A 12,655-nucleotide genomic window follows, 5' to 3' on the forward strand; every position below is an offset into this window, starting at 1 on the left:
GTGCGCGACCGCCGAAGTCTGCCTGCCAGAGCACCGACCTTTCGGTCAGCGCTCAACGATGCCTGCCCCGTCGCGATCCGCATCCAACGGATCCACGATCGCGCCCTGCGCGGTCAGCGTGCCCTGCGCCAGCCGGATCACCCTCGGCGAGACCGGCGGCTCCAGGTCGGCCACCACGCGGAGGCCGGAAAGGACGTCATCGGGTCGTACGGACGGGGTGACCTGCCGCACGACCAGTTCGAGTATCGCACACGGTACGGCCGCGGCCCCGGAAGGCGTCTCCGGCAGGGCCACCACATCGATCTGAATAACGGCAGCTCGGGCGTCGAAATTCCGTCGTCCCTGCTTCGTCAGCCGTTCGACCTGCACCTCCTCGGCGGCGGCGAAGGCGGCCACCGCCTCCCGGAGCGCGGCCAGCTCGACGCCGGGCAGCTCGATCCGCCAGTGCGACGCCTCGATCCGATCCGCCAGGCTGCCGCCGTCGGCGACCACCGCGTCGAGGACGTCGAGCCCGGGCGAGAGGGCGGCGTCCAGCGCGGCCCGCAGCTCGTCCGGGTCGACCGGCTCACGGAGCCCGATCTCCAGGTACTCCGCCTCGCTGGCCACGCCGGTAGGCGCGGCGCTGGCGTACGAGATCTTGGGGTGCGGGGTGAAGCCCTGGGAGAAGGCGATCGGTACGCCGGCCCGGCGCAGCGCGCGCTCGAAGGCCCGGGCGAAGTCCCGGTGCGAGGTGAACCGCAGCGGCCCACGCTTGGCGTACCGGATCCGGACGCGCTGGACGACCGGCGCCTGCCCGCCCTCGGGCTGTGGTTTCTTACTGATCGTCGTGCTCCTCGTTCGGTCAAAACCGGTTGATCATGAAGTTATTGTCGGCGACACGCCGTAGCGGTGACAACAACTTCATGATCAACACCGGACGGCGGGCGGCGCGCGCCCACCTTGTCACTGCTGGGCGGCGGTGGGGAGCTTGAGGCCGTTGAGCGGGGTGAGAGGGAGGAGCTTCTTGCCGGTGGGGCCGATCTGGATCTCGGTGTCCATGGCGGGGCAGACGCCGCAGTCGAAGCACGGGGTCCACCGGCAGTCGTCCTGCTCGTACTCGGACAGGGCGTCCTGCCAGTCCTGCCAGAGCCAGTCCTTGTCCAGGCCCGAGTCCAGGTGATCCCAGGGCAGGACCTCCAACTCGTCGCGCTCCCGGGTGGTGTACCAGTCCAGGTCCACGCCGAAGGCCGGCAGCACCTCGGCGGCGGCGTCCACCCAGCGCTGGTACGAGAAGTGCTCGCTCCAGCCGTCGAACCGGCCACCGTTCTCCCAGACCTTGCGGATCACCGCGCCGACCCGGCGGTCGCCGCGGCTGAGCAGGCCCTCGATCAGCGACGGCTCGCCGTCGTGGTACCGAAAGCCGATCGCCCGGCCCAGCGAGCGGTCCGCGTTGATCGCCTGCTTGAGCAGCTTCAGCCGGTTGTCGATGACCTCCGGCCGCTCCATCGCCGCCCACTGGAACGGGGTGTGCGGCTTCGGCACGAACCCGCCGATCGAGACCGTGCAGCGGATGTCCTTCGAGCCGGTGGCGGCGCGGCCGGCCTTGATGACCTCGTGCGCCATCCGGGCGATCTGGAGCACGTCCTCGTCGGTCTCGGTGGGCAGGCCGCACATGAAGTAGAGCTTCACCTGCCGCCAGCCGTTGGTGTAGGCGGTGACCACGGTGCGGATGAGGTCCTCCTCCGACACCATCTTGTTGATCACCTTGCGGATCCGCTCCGACCCGCCCTCGGGAGCGAAGGTCAGACCGGTCCGCCGGCCGTTGCGGGACAACTCCTGGGCCAGGTCGATGTTGAACGCGTCCACCCGGGTCGACGGCAGCGAGAGCGACACGTTGGTGCCCTCGTACTGCTGGGCGAGGCCGGAGCACATGTCGCCGATCTCGGAGTGGTCGGCCGACGACAGGGAGAGCAGACCCACCTCGTGGAAGCCGGAGAACTCCAGCCCCTGCTGCACCATCTGCCCCACGGTGGTGATCGAGCGCTCCCGCACCGGGCGGGTGATCATGCCGGCCTGGCAGAACCGGCAGCCCCGGGTGCAGCCCCGGAAGATCTCCACCGCGTACCGCTCGTGCACGGTCTCGGCGAGCGGCACGAGGGGCTTCTTCGGGTACGGCCAGGCGTCCAGGTCCATGGTCGTGCGCTTGTGCACCCGGAACGGCACGTCCGCCCGATTCGGCACGACCCGCTGGATCCGGCCGTCGGGCAGATAGTCCACGTCGTAGAAGCGCGGCACGTAGATGCTCTCGGTGCGGGCCAGCCGCAGCAGCAGCTCGTCCCGGCCGCCGGGCGAGCCCTCGGCCTTCCACGCCCGGACGATCGCGGTGATCTCCAGGACCGCCTCCTCGCCGTCGCCGAGCACGGCGGCGTCGATGAAGTCGGCGATCGGCTCCGGGTTGAAGGCGGCGTGACCGCCGGCCACGATCACCGGGTCGGCGTCGGTGCGGTCGGCGGCGAGCAGCGGGATGCCGGCCAGGTCGATGGCGGTGAGCAGGTTGGTGTAGCCCAGCTCGGTGGCGAAGGAGACGCCGAACACGTCGAAGTCGCGCACCGAGCGGTGCGCGTCGACCGTGAACTGCGGCACGCCGTGGGCGCGCATCAGCTTCTCCAGGTCCGGCCAGACCGCGTACGTCCGCTCGGCGAGCACGTCGGGCAGCTCGTTGAGCACCTCGTAGAGGATCTGCACGCCCTGGTTCGGCAGGCCGACCTCGTACGCGTCCGGGTACATCAGCGCCCAGCGCACGGTCGCCGCGTCCCAGTCCTTGACCACCGCACCCAGCTCGCCACCGACGTACTGGATGGGCTTGGTCACCTGGGGCAGCAGCGGCTCCAGCTGGGGCCAGACGGAGTTGGCCGCGGCAGGGCGCGGCGTCGTGGGCGGGACACTCATGATGCCCAAGGGTACGCGTCCACCCGCCCGGTCCCGCAGGGGTCGCGCCCCGCGGATTCGTCGGCGGTGGCATGTCGGTACTAACCTCGCAACCGGCGCGAGAGGAGATTGCCGCGATGCCGGAGCCGCAGCCGGGCACGGACCGGCCGGCCGACGGGAGCACCCCGGTCACGGGCCGGGAACGGGATCCGGCGCTCACCGACGGGCCGACCCCCTCCCCCGTACCGCCGGTCGCCCCCGCCGACCCGGACGGCACCCCCGTGCCGCCCGCCGACGATCCCGCGCCGACCGCGCCCGCCGAATCCACCGCGAGCGACGAGCCCGCTACGAGCGGCGACCGCACCGCGACCGATGAAACCTCCGCCACCGGCGACCGGGCCGCGCCCGACGAGCGGCCAGATCCGACGCGGGCGGAGGCGCAGCCCGACGAACCCACCGAAACCAACGACCGCGCCACGACCACCGGCGACCAACCGGACCCGACGCGGGCGCAGACGCGGCCCGATCCGACGCGCGTGCAGGCGCAGCCCGACCCGACCAGGGTGGAGCACCTGCCGGAGTCGCCGGCGCCTCGGTGGAGCGGCTCCGCGCCCGTCCCGCCCCCGCCGCCGCGCCGGCGCGCCTGGGGCGAGTCCGCCGAGCCGACCCCGGTCCCGCCACCGCTGGACTCGCCGGAGCACCAGGTTCCGGTGGACCCGTGGGCGGGCGCCGACACGAGCGGCTGGGATCTGCACTCGGCCGACTTCCCCGCCCTGCCGCCGACGCTGTCCTATCCCGCGCCGCCGCACACGCTGCCCTACCCGGCACCACACGTCGCCCCACCGCCGGCCCCGCCGGTCGCCCAGCCGCCGGTCAGCGCCCGCCCGATGCCCCCGCCGCCGGCGCCGGTCTCGCCACCCCGGCCGGCGCCACCACCGCCCGCGCCGGTCCGGCGGCCCAAGCAGCGCCGGCGCGCGACCCCGCCGCCGGTCGCTCCGCCGCCCGGCTGGCGGCCACCCAAGGGGTACGTCCCGGTCCCGGTCCGGCGTCGGCGCCGCTGGCCCTGGGTGCTGCTGTTCACCGTCGCCTGCTGCTGCGGCGTCCCGCTCTGGTGGGCCCAGTCGCTCTCCGAGCAGTACCCGGCCAGCGTGGCGCTGCCGGACCGGGTGGCCGGCCTGCGACTGCGCGAGGACGAGCGGAGCCAGGCGACCGCACGAGAGCTGGAGACCCAGGTACGCCAGGCCCACCTGCTGGCCGAAGAGACCTTCGCCGGCGTCTACACCACCTCGGAGGGCAAGCGGGTGATCGTGTTCGGCGGCACCGGCTTTCGGCTGACGCCCGAAGCGGACGCGGACGCCGAGATCGCCCGGCTGACGGAGGCGTACCAGCTCAAACCCGCAATGCCGGTGGATACCGGGGTCCGGGGCCGGTACGAGCGCTGCGCGGTCGGCCGGGCGGACGGCGACGCGGTGGTCGTCTGCACCTCGGTCGACCACGGCAGCCTCGCCACCGGCGTCTTCACCCGACTGTCCGTGAAGGACAGCGCCAGACTCCTCGACACGCTGCGTCGACAGATCATCACTCCCGACCAGTCCTGACGTCGCCTGCCGGACGCCGCCCACCTGCTGCCGCTTCCGATGGCTCAGCCGGGCGTGTCGCCCTGGATGGACGCATGCCTGATCAGCGATATGACTGTGAGGCATGAATATGCCTGACAGTCATATCGCTCGCGGGCATGTCCGAGCCGGGTGACTACAGCCGGCCGCGCCATGCCGCCCACGGGATACGCCCCGTGACCGGCTCAGGCGGCGGCCTCGCCCGGGGTCTGGTCGCGGCGCGGGGCGTAGCGCGTGACGTACTCCTGGCCGGTGAGCTTCTGGATCTCGCTCATCAGCTCGTCGGTCATCTCCCGCAGCGAGGTCCGGTCGTCCGACCGGCCGGTGAAGTCCAGCGGCTTGCCGAACCGCACGGCGATCTCCGCCTTGCCTGGCCGGGGCACCCGGACCCCGATCGGCTGGGCCTTGTCGGTGCCGATCATGCCGACCGGGATGATCGGCACGCCCGCCGCCACCGCGAGCCGCGCGGCGCCGGTCCGCCCCCGGTAGAGCCGGCCGTCCGGCGAGCGGGTGCCCTCCGGGTAGACCGCCACGAGGTCGCCGGCCTTGAGCGCGGGGATGGCCGCGTCGAACGCCGACAGCGCGGCCCGGCCGCCGGCCCGCTCGACCGGGATGGCGCCCAGCCCGGTCAGCACGAACTTGGAGAACCTGCCCTTGAGCCCGGCGCCCGTGAAGTACTCCGACTTGGCCCAGAACGCCAGGTGCCGGGGCACCACCGTGCCGAGGAAGAGCTCATCGGCCACGGAGAGGTGGTTGCCGGCGAAGATCGCACCGCCGGTCTCCGGAATGTGCTCCAACCCCTCCACGTGCGGACGAAAAGCCAACCGGAGCGTAGGCCCCACGATGAGCTTGCCGATGGTGTAGAGCAGGGGCACTGGTCCTCCGGCGGTCGTGCGTTCAGCAGGCGCTGTCACGGTAGCGGACGGCCCCACACCTCTCCGACTCCGGTGGTGGGCGGCCCGGGTGGTGGTCCGGCGACGCGCACGGCGCCGGACCACCGCGGTCAATACCTCATACCCGGCGGACGGCCACCGTCACCCGCCCGCCCTCGCCGACCTCCCCGGCGAAGCCCTCGACCCCGTCGACGAAGTCGATGCTGTCGGCGAGCACCTCCCGGGCCAGGAAGTCGGTGTACGGCGACACCGCGGCGCGAACCTCCTCCGAGGCCGAGAGCTGCACCACGATCCGGTCCGAGACGTCCAGGCCGGCGTCCCGGCGGGCCTGCTGCACCACCCGGACCACGTCCCGGGCCAGCCCCTCGGCGGCCAACTGCGGGGTGACCTGGGTGTCCAGCACCACCACGCCCTCGCCGCCGGGCAGCGGCGCGGACTGCTCGGGGTCGGCGGCGACCAGGCGCAGCTCGTACTCGCCCTCGGCGAGGGTGACCCCGGCGGCGACCGGGGCGCCGTCGACCAGCTCCCACTCCCCCGCCTTGACCGCCTTGATCACCTGCTGGACCTGCTTGCCGACCCGGGGCCCGAGCGCCCGGGGCACCACGGTGAGCACCTGCTGGCAGTACGCCGACACCTCGTCGGTGAACTCCACCGCCTTCACGTTGACCTCGTCCGCGACCAGGTCGGCGAAGGGCCGCAGCTGCGCCGCCATCGGCGAGGCCACGGTCAGCTTCGACAGCGGCAGCCGGACCCGCAGGGCCTTCGCCTTGCGCAGCGACAGCGCCGCCGAGGCGACCGCCCGGGTGGCGTCCATCGCGGCCACCAGCTCGTGGTCGGCCGGGAACTCCTCGGCCGTCGGCCAGTCGGTCAGGTGCACCGACCGCTCGCCGGTGAGGCCGCGCCAGATCTCCTCCGCGGTCAGCGGCGCCAGCGGCGCCACCACCCGGCAGAGCGTCTCCAGCACCGTCCACAGCGTGTCGAACGCCTCGGCGTCACCCGACCAGAACCGGTCCCGCGAGCGGCGGACGTACCAGTTGGTCAGCGCGTCCAGGTAGGACCGGACGGTGGCGCAGGCGCCGGAGATGTCGTACGTCTCCATCTGGCCCTGCACCGTGGTGACCAGCTCGTTCGTCTTCGCCAGCACGTACCGGTCGAGCAGGTGCGTCGAGTCCGTGCGGCGGCGGGCGGTGTATCCGTCGGCGTTGGCGTAGAGCGAGAAGAAGTACCAGACGTTCCAGAGCGGCAGCAGCACCTGCCGGACCGCGTCCCGGATGCCCGCCTCGGTGACCGACATGTCCCCGCCGCGCAGCACCGGCGACGACATCAGCATCCAACGCATCGCGTCCGACCCGTACGAGTCGAAGACGTGATACACGTCCGGGTAGTTGCGCAGGCTCTTGGACATCTTCCGCCCGTCCGAGCCGAGCAGGATGCCGTGGCTCAGGCAGTTGCGGAACGCCGGCCGGTCGAACAGCGCGGTGGCCAGCACGTGCATGGTGTAGAACCAGCCGCGGGTCTGTCCGATGTACTCGACGATGAAGTCGCCCGGGTAGTGGTGCTCGAACCAGTCACGGTTCTCGAACGGGTAGTGCACCTGGGCGAACGGCATCGAGCCGGACTCGAACCAGCAGTCCAGCACCTCCGGCACCCGGCGCATCATCGACTTCCCGGTCGGGTCGTCCGGGTTGGGGCGGACCAGCTCGTCCACCACCGGCCGGTGCAGGTCGCTCACCCGTACGCCGAAGTCCCGCTCCAGCTCCTCCAGCGAGCCGTACACGTCGACCCGGGGGTAGTTCGGGTCGTCGGACTTCCACACCGGGATCGGCGAGCCCCAGAACCGGTTCCGGCTGATCGACCAGTCGCGGGCGTTGGCCAGCCACTTGCCGAACGAGCCGTCCTTGATGTGCCCCGGGGTCCAGTTGATCTGCTGGTTCAGCTCGAGCATCCGGTCCTTGAACCGGGTCACCGCCACGAACCAGGAGGAGACCGCCTTGTACACCAGCGGGGTGTCGCAGCGCCAGCAGTGCGGGTACGAGTGGGTGTAGGTGTCCTGCCGCAGCACCACCCCCCGCTCCTTGAGCTCCCGGATCACCAGCTTGTTGACGTCGAAGACCTGCTCGCCCTGGTACGGCGGGACCAGCGCGGTGAACCGGGTGTGGTCGTCCACCGTGACGATGGTCGGGATGCCCGCCGCGTTGCAGGCGTTCTGGTCGTCCTCACCGAAGGCCGGGGCCAGGTGCACGATCCCGGTGCCGTCCTCGGTGGTGACGAAGTCCGCGCCGAGCACCTGGTAGGCGTTCGGGCCGGCCTGCTCGACCAGGAAGTCGAAGAGCGGCGTGTACCGGCGCCCGACCAGGTCGCGGCCGTACACCGTGCCGACCTGCTGGTACCCCTCCAGCTCCTTGGCGTACGCGGCCAGCCGCGCCACGCCGACCAGGTAGCGCTGGCCGTCGCGCTCCAGGACCGCGTACTCGATGTCCGGGCCGACGGCGAGCGCCAGGTTCGACGGCAGGGTCCACGGCGTGGTGGTCCAGACGCCGAGCCGGACCGGCCCGCGCAGCAGCTCCGGGGCGGCCTCGTCCGGGGTCAGCTCGAACCACAGCGACAGGGTCGGGTCGTGCCGGTCCTTGTAGACGTCGTCCATCCGGGTCTCGGTGTTCGACAGTGGCGTCTCGCAGCGCCAGCAGTACGCGAGCACCCGGAAGCCCTCGTAGACCAGACCCTTGTCGTGCAGGGTCTTGAAGGCCCACATGACGCTTTCCATGTAGTCCAGGTCGAGGGTCTTGTAGTCGTTGGCGAAGTCGACCCAGCGGGCCTGCCGGGTGACGTACCGCTCCCAGTCCTGGGTGAACTCCAGCACCGAGGTGCGGCAGGCCTCGTTGAACCGGGCCACGCCGAGGTCGAGGATCTCCGCCTTGCTGGTGATGCCGAGCTGCTTCTCGGCCACCACCTCGGCGGGCAGGCCGTGGCAGTCCCAGCCGAAGCGCCGCTCCACCCGGCGACCGCGCATGGTCTGGTAGCGCGGCACCGCGTCCTTGACGTACCCGGTGAAGAGGTGGCCGTAGTGCGGCAGGCCGTTGGCGAACGGCGGCCCGTCGTAGAAGACGAACTCGTTCTTGCCGTTCTCCCCGGCGGGTCGGGCCTCGACCGACGCCTCGAAGGTCTTGTCGGCCGCCCAGTGCTCCAGGACCCGGCGCTCCACCGCGGGCAGGTCCGGGCTCGCCGGGACGCCGGCGGCGGTCGGGTCGTGCAACGGATAGGCCATCGGGGGTCGCTCTCCTCGCGCAGCTCACTCATCTGTGGTCTGCGAGGACGAGCCCTCTCCGGTACGCCGTCCGGCGTCCCGGGGCAGGCCCGCGGTACCACCCCGCTTGGCGGTCATGGTGCGACCGCCCGCTCGTTGGCCGGCTGTGACGGGCCGTCCCGTCCGGTTCTACTGGGCCGGTCACCCGGCTGTTCTTCCGGAGGCTCGCCGGTGATGGCCGGGTCGTCGCCTGTGCGACAAGCGTACTCGATCGGGTACGGAGATCGCCGCCGAGTAATCTCGGTCCGTGATCCGGATCGAGTTGGACGAGCCGACGCTGGCCCGTACCCGGATCGCCACCAGCCCGCTCTGGGAGGCCAAGTGCAGCCTCTACCTGCTCGACCGGTACCCGGACGAGGCGCCCTGGCCGTACACCGGGTGGGCCCGGCACGCCCGTAGGGTGCTCACCGAGCTGCCCGAGGCGGCCCCGGCGAAGCTCTACGCGCAGACGGGCCCCTGGTATCCGGACTTCCTCGGCCCGGTGCCGCCGACCGCGAGCCCCACGATCGAGGAGGAGCTGGCGGCGCTACGGGCGACGCCGGCCGAGGTGATCGCCGAGCAGATCCCCCGCTACCACCGCCCCGACGACCTGCCGGACTGGCTGCGCCCGTTCGTCACCGACCGGCAGGCCGCGCTGGATCGGCTGGCCGACGGCATCCAGGCGTACTGGGACGCGGCGATCGCGCCCTGGTGGCCGGCGATGCGGGCGGCGCTGGACGAGGAGGTGCTGCACCGCGCCCGGGCACTCGCCGCGCACGGGCCGGACGCGCTCCTGGCCGACCTGCACGAGCGGGTGCGCTGGGACAAGCCGGTGCTGACCCTGGTCAAGCCCAGCGAGTGGCGCTTCGCCGCGGTCGACCAGCGGTTGCTGCTGATCCCGCTGATCTTCTCGCGGGGCGCGCTGACCCACTCCACCGACCATCCCGAGGTGATTGCGGTCTCCTACCAGGCCCGGGGCGCCGTCCTGCTGGCCGACCGGCCGGCCGCCGACGCCGCGACCGAGAGGACGGGGACGGACCGGCTGGCGGTCCTCGTCGGGCGCGGCCGGGCCCAGGTGCTGCGCGCACTGGCCCGACCGGCCACCACCGCCGGGCTCGCCGCCATCCTCGGCCTCGCCCCGAGCACGGTCTCGGAGCACTTGGCCGCGCTGCTCGCCGCCGGCGTGGTGCACCGCCGCCGGGTCGGTCGGCGGGTGCTGTACGGCCTGGAACCGGCCGGCCTGGCCCTGGTCACCCTGATCGGCGCCGACCCGGCGGCCGCCTCCGCCTGAGGATTCGGCGAGCGCCGAATTCGTTTCCCCGCCCGGCCCGGCGTCCCTAGATTCGCGGCCATGAGCGAGTACGCGATCGAGGCGGCGGGGCTGCGCCGCACCTACCGCAGCCGAACGGGATGGTTACGACCCCAGCGCCGGGAGGTGGAGGCGGTCCGCGGCGTCGACCTGACGGTCGGCAACGGGGAGCTGTTCGGCCTGCTCGGACCGAACGGCGCCGGCAAGACCACCACCATCAAGCTGCTGAACACGCTGCTCATCCCGACCGCCGGCACCGCCCGGGTGTGCGGCCACGACGTGGTCGCCGAGACCCGGGAGGTACGCCGGCGGATCGGGTACGTCTTCGGCGGTGACCGGGGCCTGTACGACCGGCTCTCCGCCCTGGACAACCTGCGCTACTTCGCCGAGCTGTACGGGGTGCCGGGGCGGGAGCAGAAGCGGCGCATCGCCGAACTGCTGGAGCTGGTCCGGCTCGACGGCCGGGAGCACGAGCGGGTGGAGGCTTACTCCCGGGGCATGCGGCAGCGGCTGCACATCGCCCGGGGCCTGCTGCACCGGCCGCGGGTGCTCTTCCTCGACGAGCCTTCCATCGGGGTGGACCCGGTGGCCGCCCGCGAGCTGCGGCAGACGGTCGCGGATCTGGCCGCCACCGGCACCACCGTGCTGCTGACCACGCACTACATGGCCGAGGCGGACGAGCTCTGCGGCCGGATCGCGGTCATCGCGAACGGTGAGATCCAGGCCCTCGGCACCCCGGCGGAGCTGCGGCACCACGCCGACGGCCGGCAGGTCCTCGAGGTGGAGGCGTACGGGGTGAGCGACGCCCAGCTCGCCGCGATCCACGTCCTGCCCGGGGTACGCGAGGCGAGCGTGTCGGTCACCGGCGCGGCGCAGGTGCTGACCGTGCACTCCGACGCGGGCGTGGACGTGCAGGCCGACGTGCTGCGCGAGCTGGACGGCGTCCGGCTGGGCCGGGTCAGCGCCCGCCAACCCACCCTGGAGGACGCGTACGTGGCGATCGTCAACCGGGTCGGCGCCCCGCCCCGCCCGGCCGAGGCGGTGGCCGCGTGAATCTGCTCCGCATGATCGGGGTGGGGGCGCTGCTGCACACCAAGCAGCTCACCCGCTCCCCGTTCGAGATCGCCACCGCGCTGATCGTGCCGGTGGTGCAGGCCACCCTGGCGGTCTACCTGTTCCGGGCCGGCGGCGAGCCGGGCCGGTTGCTGGAGGCCGCGGTCGGCGCCGGACTGATGGGCGTCTGGTCGTCGGTGCTCTTCGGCTCCGGCGGCGCCGTCCAGAACCAACGCTGGCAGGGCACCCTGGAGATGATCATGCTGGCGCCGCGCCCGCCCGCGCTGGTGATCTTCCCGATCACCCTGGCCACCGCGGTCACCGGCACCTACGCCATGCTCGCCACCCTGCTCTGGGGCTGGCTGCTCTACGGCATCCCGTTGACCTTCGCGCACCCGCTGCTCTTCCTGGTCGCGGTCCCCGGCTGCATCCTCGGCCTGGGCATGTTCGGCCTGCTGCTCGCCGCCACATTCGTGCTGATGCGCAACGCCAACGCGCTGGCCAACACGCTGGAGTACCCGATCTGGCTGGTCTCCGGGATGCTGGTGCCGCTCGCCGTGCTGCCTGGCTGGACCGGCCCGATCGCCGCCGTGCTGCCCACCACCTGGGGCGCCCGGGCGGTGCACGAGGCGGCCAGCGGCGGCCCGGTCTGGCCGTCGCTGGGCATCTGCCTGGCGATCAGCCTCGGCTGCCTGGTCGCCGGCGCCCTGATGATGACGTACGTCGAGCGACGGGCCCGCGCCGCGGCGACCCTCGCGCTGGCCTGAGGGGACGACGATGGCAATGTTGCGCCTGATCGGCACCGGCGGCGTGATCGCCTACCGGGCCCTGTTCAACTGGACCACCCCGGCGATGTTCATCGGCTCGCTGCTGGTCGGCCCGATCTTCCAACTGCTCTTCTTCGCCTACCTGGGGCGGCAGCTCGGGGTCGCCGACGACCGGTTCTACATCGTCGGCAACGCGGTGCTCGCCGCCTCGCTCTCCTGCGTCTTCGGCGGCACCATGGCGGTCGCCAACGAGCGGCGCTTCGGCACCCTCGGGCACGTGCTGCTCTCCCCGCGCAGCCGCACCGCGGTCTTCCTCGGCCGGGTCCTCCCGTACGCCGGCAACGGCCTGCTGATCGCGGTGAGCACGCTGACCGTCGGCTCGCTCCTGCTCGGCCTGCGGATACCGCCCGGCGCCCTGCCCGGCCTGCTGCTGACCCTGGCGGTGGGCTCGCTCGCCTGCGGGTTCTTCGGCCTGACCCTAGGCGCGCTGGGGCTGCGCTTCCGGGACGTCTGGGTGGTCTCCAACGTCTCGGTGGCGCTGCTGCTCCTGCTCACCGGGGTCAACGTCCCCGCCGCCGGACTGCCCGGCTGGATGCGGACGGCCGGCGAGGCGCTGCCGATCACCCACGCCGCCCGGGCCGCCCGCAGCCTGGTGGCCGGCGAGGGCTTCACGGCCGCCGCACCGGCGCTCGCCGCCGAGGTCGCCGTCGGACTCGGGTACGCCGTGCTGGCGGCGGTGCTGCTCAAGGTCTTCGAGGCCGAGTCCCGCCGCCGCGCCTCCCTCGACACCCTCTGACCCCCGCCCACCCGCCCCGCCCCACTCGCCC

General features: G+C 72.5%; 9 protein-coding genes. 5 read left to right on the forward strand and 4 right to left on the reverse strand.

The window, feature by feature from the left end; translation table 11 throughout:
• Window positions 1-45 precede the first annotated feature (45 nt).
• Window positions 46-765 (reverse strand): TIGR03936 family radical SAM-associated protein, encoded by a 720-nt coding sequence (locus GA0070624_RS31275; protein WP_091346918.1) that lies wholly within the window; start codon window positions 763-765, stop codon window positions 46-48.
• A 177-nt stretch (window positions 766-942) separates the two neighbouring features.
• Window positions 943-2,928, reverse strand: coding sequence for a TIGR03960 family B12-binding radical SAM protein (locus GA0070624_RS31280; protein ID WP_091346920.1), 1,986 nt, complete (start codon window positions 2,926-2,928; stop codon window positions 943-945).
• 116 nt (window positions 2,929-3,044) lie between these two features.
• On the opposite strand from GA0070624_RS31280, the gene GA0070624_RS36225 reads away from it, so the two are divergent.
• The gene (locus GA0070624_RS36225; RefSeq protein WP_245719226.1) at window positions 3,045-4,505 is read left to right on the forward strand and encodes a hypothetical protein; all 1,461 of its coding nucleotides are present in this window, start codon (window positions 3,045-3,047) and stop codon (window positions 4,503-4,505) included.
• A gap of 203 nt (window positions 4,506-4,708) precedes the next feature.
• On the opposite strand, the gene GA0070624_RS31290 is transcribed toward GA0070624_RS36225, so the two are convergent.
• The gene (locus GA0070624_RS31290; protein WP_091346922.1) at window positions 4,709-5,398 is read right to left on the reverse strand and encodes a lysophospholipid acyltransferase family protein; all 690 of its coding nucleotides are present in this window, start codon (window positions 5,396-5,398) and stop codon (window positions 4,709-4,711) included.
• Between the two features lie 136 nt (window positions 5,399-5,534).
• Window positions 5,535-8,681: an isoleucine--tRNA ligase gene (gene ileS, locus GA0070624_RS31295; RefSeq protein WP_091346924.1), complete on the reverse strand. Its 3,147-nt coding sequence runs from the start codon at window positions 8,679-8,681 to the stop codon at window positions 5,535-5,537.
• A 286-nt stretch (window positions 8,682-8,967) separates the two neighbouring features.
• Here ileS and GA0070624_RS31300 point away from each other — a divergent pair, with 286 nt between their 5' ends.
• The 4 genes from GA0070624_RS31300 to GA0070624_RS31315 are packed head-to-tail and all read left to right on the forward strand — an operon-like array spanning window position 8,968 to window position 12,624.
• Window positions 8,968-9,990: an ArsR family transcriptional regulator gene (locus GA0070624_RS31300; RefSeq protein WP_091346926.1), complete on the forward strand. Its 1,023-nt coding sequence runs from the start codon at window positions 8,968-8,970 to the stop codon at window positions 9,988-9,990.
• Between the two features lie 60 nt (window positions 9,991-10,050).
• On the forward strand, window positions 10,051-11,061 hold the full coding sequence (locus GA0070624_RS31305; RefSeq protein WP_091346928.1) for an ABC transporter ATP-binding protein: 1,011 nt from the start codon (window positions 10,051-10,053) through the stop codon (window positions 11,059-11,061).
• Window positions 11,058-11,828, forward strand: a complete 771-nt coding sequence (locus GA0070624_RS31310) for an ABC transporter permease (RefSeq protein ID WP_245719079.1) — start codon at window positions 11,058-11,060, stop codon at window positions 11,826-11,828. The genes GA0070624_RS31305 and GA0070624_RS31310 overlap by 4 nt, the downstream gene beginning before the upstream one ends.
• Before the next feature lie 10 nt (window positions 11,829-11,838).
• A complete protein-coding gene (locus GA0070624_RS31315; protein WP_091346930.1) occupies window positions 11,839-12,624 on the forward strand; it encodes an ABC transporter permease in 786 nt (261 codons plus the stop codon).
• The last annotated feature ends 31 nt before the right edge of the window (window positions 12,625-12,655 follow it).

It is taken from the genome of Micromonospora rhizosphaerae (genome assembly GCF_900091465.1).
In the GTDB taxonomy this organism is placed as follows: Bacteria; Actinomycetota; Actinomycetes; order Mycobacteriales; family Micromonosporaceae; genus Micromonospora; species Micromonospora rhizosphaerae.

What these genes read in the sequence shown, in the direction of transcription:
- GA0070624_RS31280 (WP_091346920.1), bottom strand. Translation starts at nt 2,928, where the DNA reads ATGAGTGTCCCGCCCACGACGCCGCGCCCTGCCGCGGCCAACTCCGTC.
- GA0070624_RS36225 (WP_245719226.1), top strand. Translation starts at nt 3,045, where the DNA reads ATGCCGGAGCCGCAGCCGGGCACGGACCGGCCGGCCGACGGGAGCACC.
- ileS (WP_091346924.1), bottom strand. Translation starts at nt 8,681, where the DNA reads ATGGCCTATCCGTTGCACGACCCGACCGCCGCCGGCGTCCCGGCGAGC.
- GA0070624_RS31305 (WP_091346928.1), top strand. Translation starts at nt 10,051, where the DNA reads ATGAGCGAGTACGCGATCGAGGCGGCGGGGCTGCGCCGCACCTACCGC.
- GA0070624_RS31315 (WP_091346930.1), top strand. Translation starts at nt 11,839, where the DNA reads ATGGCAATGTTGCGCCTGATCGGCACCGGCGGCGTGATCGCCTACCGG.